Origin of the sequence: Stenotrophomonas sp. CFBP8994, assembly GCF_034044835.1 — a bacterium.
GTDB lineage: Bacteria > Pseudomonadota > Gammaproteobacteria > Xanthomonadales > Xanthomonadaceae > Stenotrophomonas > Stenotrophomonas rhizophila_A.
Map to the genome: position 1 here is coordinate 1,037,151 of NZ_JAXCWT010000001.1, position 23,139 is coordinate 1,060,289.

Consider the following 23,139-nt stretch of genomic DNA (forward strand, 5'->3'; position numbering starts at 1 on the left):
GCCAACCCGGCCCGGGGGCCGCTCAGCGTCCCGAAGGATAGAGCGGCGCCAGCCCAGTATTTTCTGCGGCCTGCGGCGGCTGCCAGTGCGGTCCGTCATGGAAGGCGCGGCGCAGCGCCTGTCGCGCCTGGGTCGCATCGCCCCCGTCGCGGCTCCAGCGCGCGGCCTGCATGTCGCTCAGGGCCTGCTGTTGGGCCGGGTCGGCCAGCCGCGCCAGCACGGCATCGAGGCCGTGTACGCCGCCCATCCTGCCCAGCAGCGCGACGATCTCGTCCAGCCCTTCGTGGTCCAGGGCGCGGCGCAGCTCGCCGCGCGACGGGACCTGTGTGGAGGCAGCCGGCGCCAGCGCCGCGTGGGATGCGCCGCGCGCTGCCACGCGCCGGCGCCGCCACGCCCACGCCAGGGTCAGCAGCCACAGCGCCGCAAAGCCGGCCGCTGCCGCGATCCAGCCCCAAGGGCGGCTGGCCGCGGCCGCCACGGTGACGGCGTCGGACGGCGTGGCGGTGGTCCCGGGCAAGGGCGAGGTGGTATCCAGCGCGGTCGGCGGCGGCGCCGTCCCCGGGGCGCCGGCGGCCACGGCCAGGCTGAGGTCGGGCAGCGAGGCGGTACGCGCCTGGCGGCCACGCACATCCCACCAGGCCATGCGCGGGCCGGGAATCACCAGGGTGCCCGGCTGGCGGGGCACCACCGAATAGCGGCGGGTCAGGGTCAGGCGCGGGGTGCTGCCGTTGAAGGTTTCGTCGTACTGCGGCGGCTCGGCGAACACCTGCGCGCCCGGGCCCGCATCCAGCGGCGGCAACTCGGGGAACTGCGCGCGGGTGGCGCCGTCGGCCACCGCCTCCACCACCACCGTGACCGCCTCGCCGGCGCGGGCGCGGGTGGGCGCGGCGGAGTAGCGCAGGCGCAGGTCGTGCAGCGGCAGCCACGGCTGGGGGGCGGCGTCGGGTTGTGCCTGCACCTGCAGGGTGCGATCGGGCGCGTTGGCGCGCAGCCGGCCATCGCCACCGAACAGGTCATCGAAGAAGCCGCCCGCGCTGCGGCCATTGAAGCGCGCGCCCGGCAGCACCAGCGGCCCGCTGCGTTCGGGAATGAGCAGATAGCGGCGCTCGACCAGGTTGTAGCGCCGCCCGTTGATCTCGCGGACCAGGCTGCGATCCTCGCCGACGCGCTGCATCGAGGCGCCTTCGGGCGCATCCACGCCCAGTTCGCCCGACAGCAGTTGCGAAGCGTAGTACAGGCGCACCACCACGCCCACGCTCTGCTGCACGTAAGGGCTGGCGTCATCAACCTCCATTTCGACGAAGGCAGTGGCGTTGCCGGGCACGGCGGGCGTGGCGGCGGCACTGGCGGACACGGTCAACTGCAATGGCGCGGTCCGCGCCGCGCCCACCCGGAGCGCGGGAATGGTCAGCACGCCACTGCGCCGGGGGCTGAGCGCTACGCCGTACAACGAGCGCGACTGCATCGCGCCTTGGCTCCACTGCACCTGGCGGCTGCTGGTCTGGCCGCTGAGCTCGAAATCGGCCTGCAACGGCGCGTAATCCGGTGCGCCGGCATCGGTCTCGATATTGAGCGTGACCGTGTCGGTGTCGCTGATCGCATCGCGATCCAGCCACGCGCGGGGCTGGGCCTGGGCCAGGCTGCTCACGCCCAGCAGCAGCCAGGCGCAGGCGCGCCACCAACGTTGCGTGGGGGATGCTGCGCTCATTGTCCGTCCCGTTTCCTGCGTTCGCTTTCCAGTTGGAATTTCTGCCGCAGCAGGTTGCCCGGTTCATCGGGCACCCGCCGCATCCACGCTTCGACCGCCTGGCGCTGCTCGCGCTGCTGCGGCGTCTCATTCGCCTCGCGGCGCTGCGCCGGGGTGCTGCCTGCGTCGGCCTGTTGTTTCTGCAACGCCTGGCGCATGCGCTCGCGCTGGGCCGCATCGGCGCGTGCCTGTTCGGCCGGATCGGGCTTGCCCGCCTGCCGGTCCTGCGGCGGCGTGCCCTGCCCCGGTTTGGGCTGGCCCTGCTCGCCTTTCGAGGAGGGGTCCTGTTTCTGTTGCTGTTGTTGCTGTTGCTGCTGGGACTGCTGCGACTGATTCTGCTTCTGCTGTTGCTGCTGCGGTTGCTGCCCGCCACCCGGTGGCGGCTTGCGCTTGCGCGCGGCATCCACGGCGGCACGGTTGGCCACCGCGTCGGGCATGCCCGGGCGCAGGGCCAGCGCCTGGTCGTAGGCGGCGATCGCCGCGTCGTACTGGCCCTGCCGGGCCAGCGCGTTGCCGAGGTTGTAGCGGGCCTCGGCGTCGTTCACGCCCTCGAACTGCTGCTGTGCTGCCTGGAAATCGCCGCGCCGGTAGGCATCCACCCCCTCGGCCACGCGCTGCTGGTCGCGCTGGTCGGCGCGCTGCCACCAGTTGCGTTCGGCGGCCTGCGCGGGCGCGGGCATGGCCAGCGGCAGCATCACGCAGACCAGGGCCACGGCCACCACGCCACGGCGGCGGAACGCCCACAGCGAAAGCAGCATCAGCGGCGGCAGCAGCCAGAAGCCCTCATCGCGCCAAGCCAGGCCTTCGCCTTCGCGGCGTTGCTGCTCGCCTGCGCTGGCGCGCGGGGTCAGCACGCCCAGTGATTTCAGGTCACCCTCGTCGTCGGCCACCGGCGCGTAGCGACCCCCGCCGGCATAGGCCACCGCGCGCAGCGTGTCCGGCTCCAGCTGCGCGCGCGCGATCTGGCCATCGCCGCTGCGGTAGGCCGCACCGGCCGGAGTGCCGAGTCCGAGTACCGAGACGTGGATGTTCTGCGCCTTGGCGGCAGCGGCGGCAGCACGTGCGGCGTCATCGGCACGGTCGGTCAGCAGCAGGATATCGCCGCCCTTGGCGCCGGACTGCTGCAGCAACAGCACCGCCGCTTCAATCGCACGGTCGGCGCGTTGGCCGTCGCGTGGCATCACCTCCGGGGCCAGCGCATCCAGGTACAGCGCCACGTTGGCGGCGTCGCCGGTCAACGGGGCAACGGTGAACGCATCGTCCGCGTAGGCCAGTAACGCCACTTCCCCGCCGCTGCGCTCGCGCAGCAGCGTGGCCAGCTTGGCCCGCGCCTGCAGCAGGCGCGACGGCGGCAGGTCGGTGGCGGTGGTGCGCGAGGACAGGTCCAGCGCCACCACCAGCGGCGCCGGTGCCTGCCACAGCGGCTGCGGCAGTTGTCGCCAACCCGGGCCGGCCAGGGCCACCACGGCCAGTGTCCAGCCCAGCAACAGCAGCGCCAGCCCGCTCCAGGCGCGGCGCCCGCCTGCCACCAGCAGGTGCGGCAGCAGGTGCGCATCCACGTTCTGCCGCCAGACGCTGCTGCGCCGGCGGCGCCAGGTCCAGAGCAGTGCGATCAGCGGCAGCGCGGCCAGCGCCCAGAGCAGTGCCGGGCGCGCCAGATGCACGTGGTTCAAGAGGGTATTCATGCCCAGCGCCTCGGCAGCAGCCAGCCCAGCCCACCCAGCAGCATGGCCAGTGCAAGCGGCCACGCATAGCGTTCGATATAGGGGCGTACCGCCGCGCCTGCGGCGGTGATCGGCTCCAGCCGGTCCAGCTCTGCATAGATGCCGGCCAGTTCGTCGGTGTTGCGCGCGCGGAACGCACGGCCGCCGGTGAGCTCGGCAATGCGGCGCAGCGTAGCCTCGTCCACCGGGTCGTCGCCGGCGGCGATCTGCACGCCGAACAGGCTCATGCCACCGTCGCCGCCGAAGGCCACCGGATACACGCGCACGCCTTCGGCCTTGGCCAGTTCGGCCGCGCGCAACGGCTGCAGCACGCCGGCGTTGCTGACGCCGTCGGTCAGCAGGATCAGCACGCGTTGGCCTTCGGGCTGTTCGCGCAGGCGCTTGACCGCCAGTGCGATGGCATCGCCGATGGCGGTGTCGCGGCCGGCCAGGCCGACTTCGCTGTCCGTGAGCTGGTTGCGCACGGTGGTGAGGTCGGCGGTGATGGGGGTCAGCGTGTAGGCACGTTCGCCGAAGATGAGCAGCCCGACCCGGTCGCCGGCACGGCGGTCGAGGAAATCGGCCAGCACCGCTTTTGCCGCGGACAGACGCTGCACGACCTGGTTGCCCAGCATCATGTCCGGTTCGCTCATGCTGCCGGAGACGTCCACGGCGAGCATCATCTGCCGGCCCTGCTGCGGCGGGGTGACCGGTTCGCCGAGTTGCTGTGGCCGGGCCATGGCCACGCACAGGCAGGCCCAGGCCAGCCACAGCAGCAGGCGCCCGATCCGCCAAACGGCCACGCCACTGGCCTGGCCGAGTTCGGCCAGCGCACCGGCGGCATACGGCACGCGCAGCGCGGGAGCCGCTGCGTTGCGGCGCGGCCACCAGCGCATCAGCCACGGCAGCGGCAATGCCAACAACGCCCACGGCCAGGCCAGCGCATCCAGCCACGGCAGCACGGAAGACAGGCCCGGGTTCATCGGCCGCGCCTGTCGATCAGTTCAAGGAAGCGTGCGCGCGCGAGGTCGCGCACGCGCTGCACGTCGGCAGCGTCGAGGCTGCGACGGTAGCCCCCGTCCAGCAGCAGGCGTCCATCGCCGTCGGAGAAGGCGCGGCTGCCGGGGGCATCGAGGAATTCCAGCCAGGCCTGGCCCTGCAGCAGTTCCGCGCCCGGTTGGCGGCGGCGCGCGGCGCGGCGCAGCAGTTCAGCCATTGCGGCTATCTGGGCAGTGCCGTGCTGCGCCGCATCGACCGTCGTGTCGAAGAGCCGCAGCCAGCGCCGCTGCTGGCGCCGTCGATGCGCGCGCCACGCCCAGGCCAACAGCACGACCAGCGCCAGCGCCGCCAGCACCAGCCACCAGCCCAACGGCAGCGGCCACCAGGACGGGATGGGCGGCAGGTGCACATCGCGCAGCGGCAGCGAGGTGGCCGCGCTCATGCAACCACCGCCGACGGCAGCGGTCCCAACCAGCAGTCGCTGGCGTCATCGGTACTGACCACGTGCACCTGGATGCGGCGGGCGCCGAGGCTGCGCTGCAGCGCTTCCAGCGGTTCGACGAAGCGGGCGTGCCAGTGTTCGCGCACGGCACGATCGTGCAGGTCCAGCACCACCTGCCGGCCCTGCGACAGGAACGGCAGCACGCCATCCGGCGGCGCCAGCTCCAGCGGATCGGCCAGCAGCATCAGCTGCACTTCATGGTGCATGGCCAGCGCGGTCCAGCGCGGAATGTCGATGGCGGCCGCGCGCGCCGGATCGGCCAGCACCACCACGCGCGCGCCAGGGCGCAGCACGCGCGCGGCCTGCTGCAGTGCGTGGTCGAGGCCGGCGTCGTCGGGCGGCGGCGCGGCGTACCAGCGGGCCAGTGCGTCGAGTACGCGGAGCACGCCCCGCGTACCGCCGGCCGGTGGGATCGGTGCTTCGCTGCGGCTGCCGCGCAGTGCGGACAGGCGGTCGCCCTGGCGTTGTGCCAGCCACGCCGCGACGGCACCGACCCGCGCGGCCTGCACCGACTTGAAGCGCACCCGGGTGCCGAAATACAGCACCGGGTCGGTGTCGGCCACCAGCAGTGTCTGGCGTTCGCGTTCGGCCTGGAACAGCTTGGTATGCGCGCGCCCGGTGCGCGCCGTCACCCGCCAGTCGATGTGTCGCGCATCATCGCCGGCGACGTACTCGCGCGACTCTGCGTACTCCATGCCGCGCCCGCGCATTGGCGAGGGCGCCTGCCCGGCATGCGCCAGCCGCCCGCGTCGCGCCGGTGCCAGCCGGTGCGCGCTGCGCCGCAAGGCGACCAGTTCGGCCAGGCTCGGCTGCACGCCGTTGCCCGCCAGCGCATCGGCAGCAGTGTCATCCGGGGCAGTCATGCGGATCTCAAGGCACCGGGATGCGGGCCAGCAGCTCGGCCACCAGCCGCTCGCCATCCCAGCCTTCGGCGGTGGCTTCATAGCTGGGCAGCACGCGGTGGCGCAGCACGTCGGGGGCGACGCTGCGCACGTCCTCGGGGGTCACGAAGTCGCGTCCGGCCAGCCAGGCGCGTGCCCGCGCGCAGCGCTCCAGCGCGATCGAGCCGCGCGGACTGGCACCCCAGGCGATGCGCTTTGCCAGCGCCGGGTCATAGCGGCCCGGGTCGCGGGTGGCCAGCACCAGTTCAATCAGGTAACGCTCCAGCGCCGGCGCCATGTGCAGCGACAGCACCGCGCGGCGGGCGGCGAACACGTCGTCCAGCGGCATGCGCGCCGGCGCCGCCGGCGCGGTGCCGAGCGCATCACGTGCGCGCTCGCGGGCCAGGCGCAGGATCTCGGCTTCGGCGTTGGAGTCGGGATAGCCGATCCGCACGTGCATCAGGAACCGGTCCAGCTGGGCTTCGGGCAACGGGAAGGTGCCTTCCTGCTCGATCGGGTTCTGGGTGGCCATCACCAGGAACAGCGCCGGCAGCGCATAGGTATGCCGGCCCACGGTGACCTGGCGCTCGCCCATGGCCTCCAGCAGCGCCGACTGCACCTTGGCCGGGGCCCGGTTGATCTCATCGGCCAGCAGGATGGGGTGGAAGATCGGACCGGGCACGAATTCGAAGCGCCCTTCCTGCGGCCGCCAGATCTCGGTGCCGGTCAGGTCGGCGGGCAGCAGGTCCGGGGTGAACTGCACCCGCGAGAAGTCGGCCTCCAGGCGGGCAGCCAGTGCGCGGATGGCGGTGGTCTTGGCCAGCCCGGGGGCGCCTTCCACCAGCAGGTGACCATCGGCCAGCAGTGCGGTCAGCAGGCGCTCGACCAGCGCGTCCTGGCCGACGATCTCGGCCGCGAGCGAGTCGCGCAATGCGCGGAAGCCGGCATGCAGGCGGTCGTGTTCGGGGGTGTCAACGAAGGGCGTGGGGTCGATTGCGGGCATGGGGGGTGGCAGGTTCATGGCGTCCATCTGACCCACGCAACAGGCGTAAGGTTCCGCACACATGATGGCAGGGCTGGCGGGGCTGCGGGATCAAGATTGCCTGAACGCGGCTACGCCCGTCCTGCACCGTCGAAGATGGCGCTGCAATAGGGGCCGGCCATTTCAAAGCGCCTGCAGACCATCGGCCGTTCCGCATAGATGCCGCAGGACATCGTTTCGCGGTCGAGCGCCACGCACCAGCCGTCAGGGCTTTTGGCCATGGCCAGCACGCCATCGGCAATCTCGGTGGTCAGATTCGAAGGGACGCACTCCGACGGCGCCAGCACGGCAGTAAGCCGGCAGCATTGCGCGGTGCAACCGGAGCAGTGTGCCTGGGCCATGGGGCAGGATAGCGCGGCGCCCTTGCCCTGCCCTGAACCGCTCCCGGGGAACGAACAGCCAAAAAAAGATCCGGCGCCCTTGCGGGCACCGGATCCTTGCTTACCACCGTGTGCTGGATCAGCGACTCAGTTGGTCTTGGCCACGCGCAGCACCTTCGGGGTGACGAAGACCAGCAGTTCGGCCTTGTCCTTGTTGCGGCTGCGCTTCTTGAACAGGTTGCCCAGGAAGGGCACGTCGCCCAGGAACGGCACCTTGTTGACGCTGTTGCGGTCGGTGAACTCGTACACGCCACCGATCACCACGGTCTGGCCATCATCGACCAGCACGGCGGTGTTGACTTCGCGGCGGTTGATCGAGGGAACCTGGCCGTAGCCTTCCAGCACGATGTAGCTTTCGACCTCATCCTTCTTGACCGCCATGTTCAGGAACACGCGGTTGTCGTTGGTGATGGTCGGGGTGACCTTCAGTTCGAGCAGCACTTCCTTGAACTGCACGTTGGGCGTCGCCGCCTGGCCTCCAGTGCCGCCGGTGATGGTGACGTAGCCGATTTCCTTACCCTGCTTGATCACCGCTTCGCGCTGGTTGGTGGTGACCACGCGCGGGTTGGAGATCACTTCACCGCGCGATTCCTGCTGCATCGCCGACAGCTCCACGTCCAGCAGGTAGCCGGCGTTGAGGATCGACAGTGCCAGCGAACCCGGGTTGCTGGCCGCGGCCACCGGCAGGTTCCAGTTCAGGCCACCGGTGTTGATGGTACGGGGCGGACGCACCGGGATCGGACCGGTACCGCCACCGGCAGCCCACTCGTTGAGCGCTTCCTGGTACTCGGTCGCGTTCTCGCCGTCGCTGGTGACGTTTTCGTGGTTGGTGCTGGTGTTGCCACTGAAGTACACGTTGTCGCGGCTGCCGGTGATGCCGAACTTGGCACCCAGTTCACGCGCGAAGGTATCGGTGGCGATCACGATGCGGCTCTCGATCAGCACCTGGTCGACCGGGCGGTCGATCACGTTGATCAGCTCGCGCATGCGCGCGACCTTCTTCGGGATGTCGCTGATCATCAGCGTGTTGGTGCGCTCGTCGGCCACCAGGCGGCCACGCGAGGACAGGAACCCGCTGTCTTCCTGCGAGCTGCCGCCGGAACCGCCACCGCTGCCACCGCCACCACCGCTGCCGCCGATACCCTTGGCCTCGGTCAGCGCTTTGAAGATCTGCGCGGCGTTGTGGTAGTTGATCTGGACGTAATCGGTGATCAGGTCCTGGCGGTTCTCGATCGCAATGCGGGCGTCTTCCTTCTCCTGCTCGAACTTGGCCAGCTCCGGCTGCGGGGCCACCCACACCACGCCACCATCACGACGCTTGTCCAGGCCCTTGGCCCGCAGCACGATGTCCAGTGCCTGGTCCCACGGCACGTTGACCAGGCGCAGGGTGACGTTGCCTTCGACGGTGTCGGAGGCCACGATGTTCAGGTTCGACTCCTCGGCGATCAACTGCAGCACGGTGCGCACCGGCACGTCCTGGAAGTTGAAGGTCACCGGCTTGCCGCTGTAGCCACGCTGCGCGACCGCGGTGGCCGCCTGGGTCACCGTGGTGGCGTTGATCGCACCGGTGGCCGGGGCGCTCTTGCGGGCGCTGATCTCGACCACGTACTCGTTGCCGGTCTGGTAGGCCAGCGACTCGAAGGCCGTGTTGGTGTCCAGCACCAACTGGGTGCCACCGCCATACGGCTTGGGATCGATGCGCTGCACCGGCGTGGCGAAGTCGACCACGTTGATCGACTTCTGCAGGTTCGCCGGCAGCGTCGCGTTGCCCACGTCGATCACGACGCTGTTGCCCTGGCTGCGCAGGTCCGGGTTGGCGCCCTTTCCATCGAACTGCAGGATCAGCCGGCCGCTGCCGTCTTCACCGCGCTTGAAATCGATCTTGGACACCGCCAGCGAGGCCGGTGCGGCGGCCGGCGCGGGGCCGACCCCCTGGGTCGTGGCTGCAGCGGCCGGCGTGGCCGCCATCAGGGTGCCATTGGCCACCATGAGCGCGACTCCCAGCGCGCACAGGTGGATCAGCTTCGGGCGCCGGTCGGGACGCTGCAGCATGGCGTTGGAAAAGGTCATCGTGCTATCCCCATAATCATTCATTGATCTTCAAGCGCAAGCGATGCAGGCCGTTCCAGCCAGCCGCCCGCGCCATCCGGCACCAGTTCAATCAGTTCGATCCGGTCTTCGAAGACCCCGGTCACGCGGCCGTCGCTCTGCCCCATGTAGACGGCCGGACGCACCCGATAGGTGACCTTGTCCGGCGCCATCACCAGCGCGACCAGTGCGCTGCCCTTGCCGATCGAACCGACCATGTCCAGGGAGTCCAGCGGGAAGGCTTCCAGCGGCTCCTTGCGGCGGTTCGGATCCGGGCGCAGGCCCGAGCCGCCGGCCTGGGGGTTGGCCCAGGCGTCGGTGAACGGATCACGCATCCCCTGCGCGGAGTACTCGAAGGTCTCGAACTGCTGCATGACAGGCAGCGGTTCGAGCGGCGGTGCCGGGCGGGCGCGCACGTCGGCGACCCACTTTTCCAGGTTCGGCGCGTCACCGGGCGTGCTGGAGATGCTGCGTGCGCAGCCCGCCAACAGGACCAGCATCAGCAGGCCACATACCCGTGCGGTGCTGGCCAGGTTCATGGCTTGCCTCCGTTCGGGCCTGCTGCCTGTGCGGCCGCTTTCTCCTGCGCTTCCATTTCCACGTCGTCCAGGTAACGGTAGGTCTTGACCGTGCCCGACAGTTCCAGCGCGCCGCTGCGCGCGGTGATGCCGGTCTTGGGGTCCTTGGGCTTGAGGTTGATGTCGTGCATGGTCAGGATGACCACGCGCGGCAGCGAAGCCACGCCGCTGACGAACGCACCGAACTGGTGGTAGCTGCCCACCATGCGCAGGGCGATCGGCTTTTCGGCGTAGAACTCCTTGGGCACTTCCTCACCGGGCTGGAACAGCTCGTTGACCAGGCCGCTGGACAGCGCGGTCTGCGAGATGTCGATGATCAGGTCCGGCATTTCGGTCTTGCTGGGCAGCTGGCGCAGCATCTGCTGCAGCACCTGCTCCATCTGGGCCAGCTGCTGCTTGAGCGGCTCCAGGTTGACCGCGCGGCCCTGCTCTTTCTCGAAATCGGCGCGCAGCGAGACTTCGGTCTGCTCCAGCGATGCCAGTTCGTCGCTCTTGCCACTGATCAGCAGGAACCACGAAAGCACGACGATCAGCACGGTCAACAGGGCGCAGAAGACGATCTTCGCCTGCTGTGGCCAGCTGCCGATGTTGTTGAAGTCCAGGTCCTTCAGGTTGACTTTCTTCTGGCTCATGCGGCCCCCTTCTGCGGCGTGCTGGACGCCGCCGGTTGCGTTGCCGGGGCGGGAACGATACGGCTGCCCGAAGGCGCCGGTGCAGCCGGGTCAGCGGCCGGTGCCGGAGCAGTGCCCGGCGCAGGTGCCGGTGCGCCAGTTCCTGCGGGCGCCGGCGCGAGCGGGGCCACGGCGGGGGCAGCGGCAGGCGCGGCATTCGGGTCGGTGCCCGGTGCCTCCACGGTGCCATCCGGCGCGATGCCGTCGACCGCTTCGCTCTGCGCGGGCAGCGTCACCTTGACCACGAACACGTACGGCAGCGCGGAAATGTCCGAGACAGGGCCGATCGGCTTGTCCTTCTCTTCTTCCGGCTTCCTGGCTTCGATCACCGACAGTTCCGGCTTGGTCATCCAGCCCGAGCTTTCCAGGTTGCGCATGTAGGCGCTGACCCGGGCGTTGGACTGGGTGCGCCCTTCCAGGGTGAGGATGTCGCCTTCCTGCTTCAGCGCGGTCAGCACCAGCCCGTCAGGGATGGTCCGGACCAGCGCATCGAACAGGTGCACCATCTGCGAGCGCTTGGCCTGCAGCTGTTCGATCACCTTCTTGCGCGCCAGCAGGCGGTCCTTCTGGCGATCCAGGCGGTCGATTTCCTTGTTCTGCTCCTTGACCCGCGCGATCTCGGCCGTGAGGAACGCGTTGCGGTCCTCCTGGCCACTGAGCTGGCGGTCGTAGTAGAACCAGATCAGCGCCGACAGCACCACGCCTGCGATAGCCGCAAAGCCGAGCATGGTCATGAACTCGCGCTGGCGTTGCTTGCGCCGCTCGGCGCGCCAGGGCAATAGATTGATTCTTGCCATCAGTCGAAGCTCCTCAGCGCCAGACCGGTGGCAATCATCAGCGCCGGGGCGTCCTGGGCCAGGGCATGCGCCTGCACCTTCGGACCCAGCGTCATCTGCGCCAGCGGATTGGCCACCACGGTGGCCACGCCCAGCTGTTCCTCCACCATCTCCGGCAGACCGGCCAGCGCCGCGCAACCGCCGGCCAGCACGATGTGGTCGACCCGGTTGAACTCACTGCCTGCATAGAAGAACTGCAGCAGGCGGCTGATCTGCTGGACCGTGGCTTCCTTGAACGGCTCGAGCACTTCCATCTCGTAGCTTTCCGGCAACCCACCCTGGCGCTTGGCCAGGCCCGCTTCCTCGTAGGTCAGGCCATAGCGGCGCATGACCTCGTCGGTCAGCTGCTTGCCACCGAACACCTGTTCGCGGCTGTACAGGCTGCGCCCGCCACGAAGCACGTTCAGGGTGGTCATGGTGGCACCGATGTCGACCAGTGCGACCACGCCATCGCTGGCGATCGGCAGTTCACTGGCCACCAGCGCGAAGGCGTTTTCGACCGCGAAGGCCTCCACGTCCATCACCCGGGCGGTCAGGCCACCGAGCTCCAGCGCCGATTGGCGCAGCTCCACGTTCTCCGACCGCGACGCCGCCAACAGCACCTGGACCATTTCCGGGTTGTTGGGAATCGCACCCAGCACCTCGAAATCGAGGTTCACTTCCTCGATCGGGTACGGGATGTAGTTGACCGCTTCGAGCTCGACCTGGGCTTCCATGTCGTTCTCGTCCAGGTCAGCGGGCATCGGGATGAGCTTGGTGATGACCGCAGAGCCGGCCACGGCGGCGGCGGCATGCCTGGCCTTGGTGCCTGAACGGTTCACCGCGCGGCGGATGGCCTCACCCACGGCCTCCACTTCCACGATGTTCTTTTCCACCACCGCATTCGGCGGTAGTGGTTCCACAGCGTAATGTTCCACGCGGAAACGATTGCCACTGCGGGAAAGCTGCAAGAGCTTTACTGCAGTCGAGCTGATGTCGACGCCAATAAGCGGCGACTGGCTTTTTGGGATAAGCCCCACGGTTTCTCCCCTGCCGACGGGCACTTGGACGCAAAACTTGCGCCCGCGCATTAATAACGTTTTTTTTGCAATTCGCAACCATCAACGTGCAAAACGTGTACTTACGACACGTTTCACCCGTCCCCTGACGGTGACCGAAATGCTCTCCCCGGGAACAACCCCAGCCGTTCCCTTGCGTAATCTATACTCTGCGGCCACGAAATTCGCAATCGGAATCTGACACTGATGACTCGCCTTCGCCGCTGGCTGCGCTGGTTGCTGGTCGCCTTCCTGGTCCTGGCACTGATCGGCGCCGCGGTCGCCGGGGGCCTGTACTACGCCATTTCCTCCCGTCTTCCCGACGTCCAGACCCTGCGCGACATCGAGATGCAGGAGCCCATGTACGTCTATGCGGCCGATGGCAAGCTCATGGCGGTGTTCGGCGAGTCCCGGCGCACCCCGATCACCATGAAGGAGGTCCCCGAGCGCCTGAAGCAGGCCTTCCTGGCCACCGAGGACGCCCGCTTCTATGAACATGGGGGCGTGGACTACAAGGGCATCGGCCGCGCGGTCTGGCTGCTGGCCACCACCAACGACAAGCGGGTCCCGGGTGGGTCGACCATCACCCAGCAGGTGGCCCGCCAGTTCTTCCTCAGCTCCGAGTACAGCTACACCCGCAAGCTGGCCGAGATCCTGCTGGCGCGCAAGATCGAGCAGGAACTGAGCAAGGACGAGATCTTCGAGCTGTACCTCAACAAGAGCTTCTTCGGCAACCGCGCCTACGGCGTGGCCGCGGCGGCCGAGTTCTACTACGGCAAGAAGCTGGGCGAGCTGAGCCTGGACGAGATGGCCTCGCTGGCCGGCATCCCCAAGTTCCCCTCCAGCGGCAACCCGATCAGCAACCCCGAGCGCGCCCGCGAGCGCCGCGACTATTACGTGCTGCAGCGCATGGCCAACCTGGGCTTCATCAGCCAGGCCGAGGCCGACGCCGCCAAGGCCGTGCCGATGCACGCCAGCGCGCATGAGCCCCCGCTGCAGGTCGAGGCCCCCTACGTGGCCGAACTGGTCCGCCAGGAGATGATCGCCCGCTTCGGCGGCGACGTGCTCAACAAGGGCTACCACGTCACCACCACCATCAATGCCGAGATGCAGACCGCCGCCAACCTGGCCGTGCGCGACGGCCTGCTGGCCTACGACCACCGCCACGGCTGGCACGGGGTGGAGCAGCAGGTGGCGCTGGGCGCGGGCGATGATGCGGCCGCACTGGCCGCGCACCTGCGCGGTATCAATGGCCAGTCCGGGCTGTTGCCGGCCATCGTGGCCGGCACCGGCGCCGATGGCAGCGCCACGGTGGTGCTGGCCAACCGTACCGAGGTGGTGCTGCCCGCCTCGGCCGCCAAGTGGACCGGCAAGAGCCCGGCCAAGCTGGTCCAGCGCGGTGACATCGTCCGCGTGCGCGCCGGCGAGAAGGAAGGCGAGTGGTTGCTGGACCAGATCCCGCGCGGCCAGTCCGCGCTGGTATCGCTGGATGCTCAAACCGGTGCGCTGAAGGCCCTGGTGGGCGGTTTCAGCTTCTCCGGCAACAAGTTCAACCGCGCCACCCAGGCGCGCCGCCAGCCCGGTTCGAGCTTCAAGCCGTTCATCTACGCCGCCGCGTTCGACAAGGGCTTCAACCCGGCCTCGATCGTGCTCGATGCGCCGGTGGTGTTCCGCGACCGCCGCGGCAAGACCTGGCAGCCGCAGAACGACGGCGGCGGCTTCCGTGGCCCGATGCGCCTGCGCGAAGCGCTGGTGCAGTCGCGCAACCTGGTGTCGGTGCGCCTGCTGGACGGCATGGGCGTGGAGTACGCGCGCAAGTGCATCAGCGAATTCGGCTTTGCCGAAGCCGAGCTGCCGCCGAACCTGTCGATGTCGCTGGGTACCGCTTCGCTGACCCCGCTGTCGGTGGCGCGCGGCTATGCCGTGTTCGCCAACGGCGGCTCGCGCGTGGACACCTGGCTGATCGACCAGGTCAGCGACCGCGACGGCAACCTGGTGTTCAAGGAAAACCCGGCCCGGGCCTGCCGCGAATGCGTGGGCACCAGTGGCGGGGCGCCGGTGAGCCAGGTAGTGGACGGCTTCAACTTCGGTGCCGCCGCCGCACCTGCGCCGGCCGGCCCGGCCAAGCCGCAGCAGGCGGCGGAACCGGCCGTGCCGGTAGACCCGAACGCGCGCACCGCGCCGCGGGCGATCGATGCGCGCACCGCCTACCAGCTGGTCTCGATGATGCGCGACGTGGTCCAGCGCGGCACCGGCACGGCGGCCAAGGTGCTCGGTCGCGAGGACGTGGGCGGCAAGACCGGCTCCACCAATGACCACCGCGATGCGTGGTTCTCCGGCTTCGGCGGCCCGTACGCCACCACCGTATGGGTGGGCCGCGACGATTTCCGTTCGCTGGGCTACCGCGAGTACGGCGGCCGCGCCGCGCTGCCGATCTGGATCGACTACATGCGGGTGGCGTTGAAGGACACGCCGATCGCGCAGAACGAGCCGCCGACCGGGATGGTCCAGGCCACGCTCAACGGCGCCACCGAGTGGGTCAAGGTCGAGGACATGGAGAAGCTGGCCGAGTACGACTTCAACACCCAGACCCCGCAGGCCGACGACGCGGCGTTCGATATTTTCTGATTCGCGGCTTCGTTCGGCATGGCGTTGACACGCATGGCGTGTCACTACGATCCGGGGTCGAGCGATGTTGGGGTTGCGTAGGGACACGCCGTGCGTGTCCTGATCGTCACAACGTGGGTGTAAAGTCGGGGCAGGTCGTACAAGGGGAGAATCGCTCATGCATCGGGCCCGTCAGCATGCCGAGAGCCAGACCCGCGAACGCCGCCACCGGCTTGCACACGAGGCGGCGCGGTTGATGGCCGAAGGCGGAATCCGCGATTACCACCAGGCCAAGCTGAAAGCCGCCGGGCGACTGGGCATCCACGATGATGCCTCGCTGCCGCGCAATACCGAGATCGAAGACGCCCTGCGCGAGTACCAGCGCCTGTTCGCCGGCCCCGGGCATGGCACGCAGCTGCGACAACGCCGCGAGGCCGGCCTGCGTGCGCTGGAATTCCTGCACGGCTTCGCACCACGCCTGTGCGGACCGGTGCTGGACGGCACCGCGGACGCCAACAGTCCGGTGCAGCTGCAGCTGCACAGCGACGACGCCGATGCCGTGCAGCGGTTCCTGGAAGAACACCGCATCCCGGCCGAGTCGCGAATGCGCCGCCTGCGCCTGGACCGCGAACGCACGATGGACGTGCCGGTGTGGGTGTTCTCCGCCGAAGGGCTGACCTTCGACGTGGCGGTGCTGCCCTACGACGCGCTGCGCCAGCCGCCGCTGTCGAGCATCGACGAGAAACCGATGCGACGGGCCTCGGCCGCGCAGCTGCGCAGCCTGCTGGCCGAGGACGAGATCAGGGGCTATCTGGACGGCCCCTGAGCACGCGCCGCGCGGGATCTACCAGCCGATGCCCACGCCCATCGCCACGCTGCTTTCGCCGCCTTGGCTGAAAGCGCCACTGAGACTGACGCTGGTGGTGGCGCGACGGTCCAGTACGCGCTGGTAACCCACCGCCAGGGCCGATTCGCCGTCGGCATGGCCGACGCCCGCGCCCAGCCGGTTCCAGGTGGGCAGGCCCGCGGTGTTCATGGCCATGGCGGCCTGCGCACTGCTCATCGCCGCCATGCGATTCATGCGCTGGTCGAGGCGGTCGAAGCGGCGGTCGATGCCGGCCAGGGCCTGATCGGTGTACGCGTTGGCGCGCTGCACCGCGTCGTCCACGGCGCGGGTGTCGACCGGCGGCAGTGGCGCTGCCGACGGCGGTGTCGCAGCGGCCGGCTCGACCGCATGCGCGTCGGCCGCGACGGCGGTCCCGGTGGCAGCGGCCTGCGGGCCTGCGGCGTGGGTCGTGTCCGCCGACGCCGTGATCGACTCGGCGGCATCGGCCACGCTGGAGGGCAGACTGGCTCCTTCCTGCGCCGCGAGCGCGTCGACCTGCTCGCCCATGTCGTCCAGCGCCCGGTGTGCCGCGCTTACCGCGTAATCCAGCGCATCCAGCGCTCCGGCCACGGTGCCGTGCCACTTGCCCTGCACCGCGAAACGCATGCCGCGCACGCCGCCTTCGGCATTGACGCTGGTGCCGAGCACGCTGGCCATGTCCGACAGCTGCCGCAGCGACACCACGTCATCAGCGGCGATGCCCGGCAGGACGTTGGTGATGCGTCGGCGCAGGCCCTGCCCGCCCACCGAGACCTCCCAGGGGCGCTGCACGATCGAGCCGAAGCCCAGCGCCACGCTGTCATGGGCGTCGGCCCACACCTGGGTGGAGCCGCCGAGCGCCATGCCGTTCTCGGCCAACACGCGCGAGCGCGTGCCGAGCGCGAAACCGTCTGCGGCCCCTTCCAGGACGATCGCTGCACGGCCCAGCGCCACCGAGTTGTTGCCCAATGCCGTGGCGTAGCTGCCGTACGCCGTGGAGCCGCTGGCAACGGCGCGCGCATCGGCGCCCATCGCGGTGGCCAGGAACCCGGCATGCGCGGGCAGGCTCAGTTCGTCCGATCCGACCTTGAAATACCGTTGCACATATTCCAGTGCAGCCACCCGCGCTTCGGCGGCAAACAGCTGCGCGCCGTTGACCGCGTGTGCGCTGCTGGCGCTGACCTCGCCGGCGCCCAGCGCCACCAGGCGCGAGCCGCGCAGGTGCACGATGGCGTCCTTGTCGAAACGCACCACGTCGCTGAGGTCGGCGCTGACGCCCTGCACGCCGTCGCGCAGCAGGTCGATGTCCAGCCGGTTGCGCGCGATCCGCTCATGGTTGTGATTGACCTGCCACAGCGCATCGGCCCACCCCGGCGGTGCGATCGGAACCTCCGCCGGCGGCACCGCGGGCGCTTCGCAGTACACCAGGCGGTCGCGGACCTGGTCGCGGCCGAACACGCCGGCCACGCCCACGCCGACGCCGAGCCCGCTGGCGAAGGCCACGCTGTGCGTCGTCGTGGACGTGCTCTGTTCGCGAGGTGCCGGATCCGCCTCGCCCGGCGGCGGCAACGCGGTCGCAAACGCGGTGCCAGGCACCATCAACAACAAGGATCGGTAGAGAACATGCATGGTGTTTCCTCTCAAGGCAGCAGGATCTGCTGGTGTTCGCGGTAGCCGTCGCGGCTAAGCCGGTAATCCACGCGCAGCCGCGCGCCGGGCACCGGCTCGAAGGGCAACGCCAGCGAGGCGCCGGGGTAGACGCTGCGTTCGATGTCGTGGGTGATGCAGGCGGCCGCAACGCAGTGCTCGACCCGGCGGATGCCCAGCCGGAGCGTGCCGTGGTTATGCAGGCGGCCCTCGGCAACCTGCATCGCGACCCGTCCATCGGCAGGCAGGACGTTGACCAGCACGCCCCATACCAGGCTGACCCCAAGGGTGGCACCGGGGGTCTCCAGGGCATCGGGGCGCGCCTCCGGGTCCTCTCCGCGCACCCCTTCGAAGTACACCCGGAACGCGGTTTCTTCCTTGACCGGGGCCAGGGCGATCACCCGCACCAGCCGGCTGCCACCGCCGGCGAGCGCGAACATGCCCGGCGTCACGGCGATCGCCGCGGCGTCGCCGGTCGGCTCATCCACTTCGCTTTCGTCTTCGGTGGCGGGGGCAACCACGCGCTTGACCGTGGCCCTGACGTACTGGGTGCGTGGCGACTGCGCCTGCACGCGGATGCTGGTGGTGTCGCCCGCGTCGACGTGGGCACGCATGGGGTGCACGTCCAGGCTGGCCGACAACGGCAGGGCGGGAAGCAGCAACAGCAGCAGGGAAAGGCGATGCAGGCGCATGGAAGTCTCGGTCGGCGTCAGGGGCGTCGGGTGGGCAGGCGCATTTCAAGCGTGAGATCGCCCTGGTAGCGTCCGTCGCGCTTTTCGGCCGCTGGCACCCGGGGCGTGATGAAGCTGAGCGGGGTCGGCACGCAGTGCACGGGCTGGTCCATGCCGGGCAGTAGTACCGGCCGCAGTGGGGCGTTGTGGATGCCGGCCAGCACCGTGTGCGCCTCCCGGTGCAGGTCGATCGTGGTGCCCGCATGCAGCAGTTGCAGGCGGTAATCGATGCGCTCGTGCGGCGCGCGGCCGCCCGCGTGGTGCCACACCGAAAAGGCATCGCGTGGCCGCCCCGGCACGTCTGGGCCGCGATCGCGCGCCACCAGCACCAGCTGGCTGCTGTGGGAACCCAGCCCGTCGTACAGGCACATGTCCAGCACGGCCTCGCCGCCGACGCTGGCCGGCGGTGGTACGGCCCGCAACTGCAACTGCAGGTCCATCGGCGCGGCCGAGCCGCCGTGCTCGGGCAGGTGGATGGCCGCCCGCTCGGTATCGGTCACCGTGACCTCCAGCACGAATACGTGCCGGCCGAGTACCGCGCCGCCCACGCCACCGCGCACGTCCAGGTGCAGCTCGGCCCGCCAGCGCCCCGCCACCAGCGCGCCGATGTCCGATGCCGCCACCTGCAACGTCGCGGCGGTGCCGGCCGGGGCGACGTGACACTCCCGGGTTGCCGATGTCCACAGCGGGTACTCGGATTTATCCCAGTAGTCGTCGCTGCAGCTGCGCTCCCACTCGACCCGTTCCATCCATCCGCTGACCCCGATGTCGCGGCGCTGGCCGCTGCGCGGTTCGTGGAACTCCAGCAGGATCGGCTGGCGCCCGGTCGGTCCTTCGCCGGTGTCGCTGCGCGGGCAGCGCCCGCGCGCGGGGTCATCGGTGCAGGTGACATGCAGGCGGCCATGGCCGTGCACCACCTCGTCGAACCCGAGCACGGTGCGCGGCGTCCATAACGGCAGCGGCTGCGGCGCGGCACGGTCGAAGGCGTGGCTCAGCGTGGTCACGGTGGTGCCTGCGGCCGGCGTGGTGACCGGGGGCCGCTGCGCCGCCGCGGGTTGGGCGACCCACAAGGCCGGTACCAGCATGACGGCGCGCATCAGGGCCCGCTCCATCGCCCCTCCTGCGCGATCGGCGCTGCATCCTCCAGCAACTGCTGCACACGCGGCTGAAGGGCGATGCGGGCGGGCAGCGCGTCGCGCGCCAGGGGCGTGCACGCCACCTGCCCTACCAGCAGCACCACGCTGCGCTGCTCGCGCACCTGCAGCGGGCAGTGCAGCAGGCGACCTGCCTGCAACAGGTACAGGACCGCTTCGCGCTGCGGGAATTCGGCGATGAACCCGCCGTCGGCCCCGAGCCGGGGAACCGCGGCGTTGAGGATGCGCGCACCGGCCAGCGCGGCACCGGCCCTGTCCACGGCGCTGCCGATATAGGTGAAGGTGGCTTCCACGCCCACCGGCAATGCGATCACCCTGCCCGGCAACAGGAAGGGCTGCTGGGCAGGGCCGGGATGGGTCACCCGCACGCTGGCGTCGTGTGCGTGCCCGGGCGCATCCTGGACCTCCACCTGATGGCGCTGATAGCCGCTCAGCGGCAGCAGGCGGCGTTGACCGGAGCGCAGCACCTGGCGGCGGCTGGCCCCGGCTTTCACCTCGGCGGCCGCGCCGTCGAACCCGCTGGCAGCGGCATCATCGACGCTGACGGCGACGCCCGCGTCGGCACCGGGCGCGCCGCCCCAGAACAGGCCGCGCGGCGACAGCGCCAGCGCCGATCCATGGCTGAGGCTGTACCCGGTGTCACTGGCATGCGCCTGCCGGTGGTGCGAAAGCACGGCACTGGTCTGGCCAAGCGGCGTGGCGGTGCGCACCGCCAGCAGCGCATCGACGTCGGCGGCGTCCTGCACGCTGACCTCGGTGGCCACCTCGCGCGCGCTCGCGTCCTGTTCGCGGCGCCAGGACTGCGCGAGCAGCAGGCGCTGGCCGGCATCACCGGACTGCGTGCGCCGTGCTTCGACACCGATGCGGCGCAGCTGGCTGGCGCCTGCGCCGTGCTGCAACCGCGAGAGCGTGACCGAGAGCTGCAGGCCCTGGTCGGAGAAACTCCCGGTCTGACGCCATGCGCCGAAACGGGTGCCGATGCTGACGCTGCGCCACTGCCGGGTAAGACCGTAGGCGGCCTGCAGGCTGCGGGCGCTGCCACCGGGCCAGCGGCCGGGTACCAGCGTGCGCCTGCGGCTGTGTCCCAGGTAAAGACTGCCGCCGGACAAAGGAACGGTCAGCGATGCGCTGAGGGAATCAGCGCAGTCCACGCGACAACGGCTGCCGCGCAGGCGCTGCCGGTACAGGTTCCAGGAAACGGGGTTGCGCACACTGAGCTGTTGCTGGCTGCCACGCCTGCCGTCGCTGCCGACCAGGGCGCCGACTTCGGCGTGCAGGTCGTGCCTGCCCAGGCGATGGCGGACACCGGTACGCAGTTCGGCGTTGCTGGCCTCGGCAACGCGTGCCACGCCCAGGCTCATGCCAAGCTGGCGGGCAAGCGGCATGCGCAGGCCGGCCTGCAGGACGCGGTCGCCGGCGTCCAGGCGGACATCGCGGGCGCGGCTTCGCCCGCCCTGCACGAACCATTGCAGGCCGGGTTCGCCCCAGTCCTGGGTGCGGGCAAACGGCAGTGTCTCGGTCCGCAGCAGGCGCCCGTCTTCGTGGATGCGCAGGGTCACGTCATAGCTGCCCGGTGGAAACCGGCGGGTATCGAGGTCGGTGACGCCAGCGGGCAGGTAGAACGTCTGCAGCAGTCGCTCGCCGTCGTAGGCATCCACGCGCGCCTGCCGCGACAGCAGCACGGTCAGGGGCGCGGCGCCGGTATCGGCGCCGGCATCGACGTAGGCCTGGGTGGTACCGGCGCGAACGCCGTCGAAGCGGTCGAGCGGCAACATGCCGAAGCCGAACTGTCCGCCCTGGGTGCTGGCAAGGTTGCGCCGGTCCATGCGCCCGACCTGCAGGTAGTGGCGCCGGGCCAGGTCATGCCGGTAGTACAGATCGTCGAACTGGAAGTGCGTACGGGCGCGCTGGCCGGGCCAGGCGTGGCGCGCGTAGTTCCAGTTGCCGCCGACATGGCCGGCGCGCAGGACGCCCAGCGTGGCGCTGCCATGCGCGTTGAGGGCGTACTGGCTGCCACTGCCACTGAGCGCGAGCGTCTGCTGGTGCAGCAACGCATTTTCGGCGTGCTCGCTGGGCGCATGCAGCCCGTCGGCACCGGGCGATGCGCGCGGCAGCCAGCGCAATGCGGGAAACAGCAGCAGCGCGCCGTTGCCTTCGTCAAAGATGGCATGCATGTGGGTCGGATCCTCGGACGGGGGGCGCCAGCCGCAGCCCGGCTGTGGCTGGCCATGGACGCAGGCCAGGTGGCTGTTGCGCGGCAGCGGCAGGGACAGCGCCGGCAGCAGTGCCTGCTGCGCGGAGGTGGTCATGCCCAGCGCGGCCAACACCTGCGCGGGCTGTTCCAGCTGGACGTGCTCCAGCGTCACCCAGGCCGGCCAGAGGCCGGCGGAACGGCCAAACGCGCGCACTTCAACGCGCTCGCGCTGGCCACTGACAAGATCTTCGAAACCGGCCGGCACCGGGCCCGCCTGGACGGCCACGCAGGCCAGCACCAGGACGAGCGCCACCGCCAGCCGGACAAGGGCGGGAGCAGGAATGCGCATGGCAGGGGCGCAGGAACGCCGGCCCCGCAGGGCCGGCTTCCGCGCAATGGCTTAGAGGCTGCTGGCCTTCTGCACCAGGACCAGGCTGACCGGGCCGTCGTAGAGGCCGGCGGCGGTGATGGGACCGGGCGCGGCCTGGGCCACGGTCAGCGGCATTTCGATGGAGGCACCGGGAATGGCGCCCTGGAACAGCTGGTCTGCGGTGAACGCGATCGGGGCCAGGCCAAGCTCGCGGCCGTTGAGGGTAACCGAGAGCGGGATGTCGACCGCACCGGCAGCGGTCACCTTGGGCATCAGCACGGCCGGTTCGGCCAGGCGCACATCGACATCCAGGCTGGTGTCGTTGGAGAACACGCGCACGCGTTCGCTCCAGCTGCTCAGTCCCTGCCCGGCGCGGTACGGCATCTCGACGTCAGCGGGAAGCGCGCTGCCATCGGCCCGGAGCAGCGACAGGGTCGGGTCGACGTTCGCCCAGACGGTGATGTGCGCTTCAACGGCGTGGGCGGACAGTGCGGCGGTAAAGATCGCCAGGCCCAACGCGGCCTGCTTCAGGGTGCGGTACATGTGGTTCTCTCCCATGATTGAAAAACGCCTCGCTCGAGGCGATCACCCACGCTGCGCTGTGCAGTGTCGGCGACACGATCACGTTAGTTCTGTGCGCGACGTCTCCCCACGCAACCATTCTTAAACCCGCCACGCACGCGCACGTTCTGCGACAGCGCGCGCGAACCGGAAGCAACGCAAGCATTCCGACCCGCGCGCGTGCGCATGTTGCGCGTTGCTGCTTTATGCTCGCCGCGGCACGGCGTGGTGTTGCCGGAAGCTGAAAGCGAAAGGCGCAGCTAAAGTCCAGAGCTAAAGCCAAAGCCGTCGTTTGCACGATGCTGCGTGCAGGGCCGGCGACGTGATTTTTGCTTTTCCCGTGGTCACCGGCCGACTGTCAGAGGGTCGGCGGGGGTGGGGGTACGGGGGCTTTGCGAAACATGGATGTTTCGCAAGAGCCTCCAGGGATGGATTGAGGTGGTCTAATCCGGCTGGACACTCGATAGGATCAATCCAAGCATCGAGGTGACCCGTGGCAAGACAGATAACCCAAGGTATGAGAGACGAGGCCGTACGCCTGGTCGT

The 23,139-nt window shown here is 69.7% G+C and carries 19 protein-coding genes; 2 read left to right on the plus strand and 17 right to left on the minus strand.

Annotated features, from left to right (window positions below):
* Positions 1-22: 22 nt before the first annotated feature.
* The 12 genes from SOM39_RS04775 to SOM39_RS04830 all read right to left on the minus strand — a co-directional run bounded on the left by SOM39_RS04775 (position 23) and on the right by SOM39_RS04830 (position 12,446).
* Positions 23-1,708, minus strand: a complete 1,686-nt coding sequence (locus SOM39_RS04775) for a BatD family protein (protein ID WP_320457632.1) — start codon at positions 1,706-1,708, stop codon at positions 23-25.
* Positions 1,705-3,432 carry a tetratricopeptide repeat protein gene (locus SOM39_RS04780; protein WP_320457633.1) on the minus strand — a complete coding sequence of 576 codons (1,728 nt, stop codon included), beginning with the start codon at positions 3,430-3,432 and terminating at the stop codon, positions 1,705-1,707. Before SOM39_RS04780 ends, SOM39_RS04775 begins: the two co-directional genes overlap by 4 nt.
* Positions 3,429-4,433, minus strand: coding sequence for a VWA domain-containing protein (locus SOM39_RS04785; protein ID WP_320457634.1), 1,005 nt, complete (start codon positions 4,431-4,433; stop codon positions 3,429-3,431). The genes SOM39_RS04780 and SOM39_RS04785 overlap by 4 nt, the downstream gene beginning before the upstream one ends.
* Positions 4,430-4,891, minus strand: a complete 462-nt coding sequence (locus SOM39_RS04790; RefSeq protein ID WP_320457635.1) for a DUF4381 family protein — start codon at positions 4,889-4,891, stop codon at positions 4,430-4,432. Before SOM39_RS04790 ends, SOM39_RS04785 begins: the two co-directional genes overlap by 4 nt.
* Positions 4,888-5,814, minus strand: coding sequence for a DUF58 domain-containing protein (locus tag SOM39_RS04795; RefSeq protein ID WP_320457636.1), 927 nt, complete (start codon positions 5,812-5,814; stop codon positions 4,888-4,890). Before SOM39_RS04795 ends, SOM39_RS04790 begins: the two co-directional genes overlap by 4 nt.
* A 7-nt stretch (positions 5,815-5,821) precedes the next feature.
* Positions 5,822-6,853, minus strand: a complete 1,032-nt coding sequence (locus SOM39_RS04800; protein ID WP_414715846.1) for an AAA family ATPase — start codon at positions 6,851-6,853, stop codon at positions 5,822-5,824.
* Positions 6,854-6,945: 92 nt separating this feature from the next.
* The gene (locus SOM39_RS04805) at positions 6,946-7,215 is read right to left on the minus strand and encodes a YkgJ family cysteine cluster protein (protein WP_320457637.1); all 270 of its coding nucleotides are present in this window, start codon (positions 7,213-7,215) and stop codon (positions 6,946-6,948) included.
* Positions 7,216-7,341: 126 nt separating this feature from the next.
* Positions 7,342-9,324 (minus strand): type IV pilus secretin PilQ family protein, encoded by a 1,983-nt coding sequence (locus SOM39_RS04810; RefSeq protein ID WP_320457638.1) that lies wholly within the window; start codon positions 9,322-9,324, stop codon positions 7,342-7,344.
* A gap of 20 nt (positions 9,325-9,344) precedes the next feature.
* The gene (locus tag SOM39_RS04815) at positions 9,345-9,842 is read right to left on the minus strand and encodes a pilus assembly protein PilP (RefSeq protein ID WP_237334367.1); all 498 of its coding nucleotides are present in this window, start codon (positions 9,840-9,842) and stop codon (positions 9,345-9,347) included.
* 35 nt (positions 9,843-9,877) lie between these two features.
* The gene (locus SOM39_RS04820) at positions 9,878-10,552 is read right to left on the minus strand and encodes a type 4a pilus biogenesis protein PilO (RefSeq protein ID WP_068853871.1); all 675 of its coding nucleotides are present in this window, start codon (positions 10,550-10,552) and stop codon (positions 9,878-9,880) included.
* Positions 10,549-11,388, minus strand: coding sequence for a PilN domain-containing protein (locus SOM39_RS04825; RefSeq protein ID WP_068853872.1), 840 nt, complete (start codon positions 11,386-11,388; stop codon positions 10,549-10,551). Before SOM39_RS04825 ends, SOM39_RS04820 begins: the two co-directional genes overlap by 4 nt.
* On the minus strand, positions 11,388-12,446 hold the full coding sequence (locus tag SOM39_RS04830; protein ID WP_038686523.1) for a pilus assembly protein PilM: 1,059 nt from the start codon (positions 12,444-12,446) through the stop codon (positions 11,388-11,390). The genes SOM39_RS04825 and SOM39_RS04830 overlap by 1 nt, the downstream gene beginning before the upstream one ends.
* A gap of 225 nt (positions 12,447-12,671) precedes the next feature.
* Here SOM39_RS04830 and SOM39_RS04835 point away from each other — a divergent pair, with 225 nt between their 5' ends.
* Together SOM39_RS04835 and SOM39_RS04840 are read left to right on the plus strand one after the other, a co-directional pair.
* The gene (locus SOM39_RS04835; RefSeq protein ID WP_320457639.1) at positions 12,672-15,092 is read left to right on the plus strand and encodes a penicillin-binding protein 1A; all 2,421 of its coding nucleotides are present in this window, start codon (positions 12,672-12,674) and stop codon (positions 15,090-15,092) included.
* Positions 15,093-15,249: 157 nt separating this feature from the next.
* Positions 15,250-15,897 (plus strand): hypothetical protein, encoded by a 648-nt coding sequence (locus SOM39_RS04840; RefSeq protein WP_068853874.1) that lies wholly within the window; start codon positions 15,250-15,252, stop codon positions 15,895-15,897.
* A gap of 18 nt (positions 15,898-15,915) precedes the next feature.
* Here SOM39_RS04840 and SOM39_RS04845 read toward each other — a convergent pair whose 3' ends face one another.
* Genes SOM39_RS04845 through SOM39_RS04865 form a run of 5 tightly spaced genes read right to left on the minus strand, consistent with a single transcriptional unit; the run spans position 15,916 to position 22,575 of the window.
* Positions 15,916-17,565: a YadA-like family protein gene (locus tag SOM39_RS04845; RefSeq protein ID WP_320457640.1), complete on the minus strand. Its 1,650-nt coding sequence runs from the start codon at positions 17,563-17,565 to the stop codon at positions 15,916-15,918.
* Positions 17,566-17,576: 11 nt separating this feature from the next.
* Positions 17,577-18,275 carry a pilus assembly protein gene (locus SOM39_RS04850; protein WP_320457641.1) on the minus strand — a complete coding sequence of 233 codons (699 nt, stop codon included), beginning with the start codon at positions 18,273-18,275 and terminating at the stop codon, positions 17,577-17,579.
* Positions 18,276-18,292: 17 nt separating this feature from the next.
* Entirely contained in the window at positions 18,293-19,411 is a 1,119-nt protein-coding gene (locus SOM39_RS04855; protein ID WP_320457642.1) for a CfaE/CblD family pilus tip adhesin, read from the minus strand.
* Positions 19,411-22,011 (minus strand): CS1-pili formation C-terminal domain-containing protein, encoded by a 2,601-nt coding sequence (locus SOM39_RS04860; RefSeq protein ID WP_320457643.1) that lies wholly within the window; start codon positions 22,009-22,011, stop codon positions 19,411-19,413. Before SOM39_RS04860 ends, SOM39_RS04855 begins: the two co-directional genes overlap by 1 nt.
* Positions 22,012-22,062: 51 nt before the next feature.
* Entirely contained in the window at positions 22,063-22,575 is a 513-nt protein-coding gene (locus tag SOM39_RS04865; protein ID WP_068853877.1) for a CS1 type fimbrial major subunit, read from the minus strand.
* Positions 22,576-23,139 lie beyond the last annotated feature (564 nt).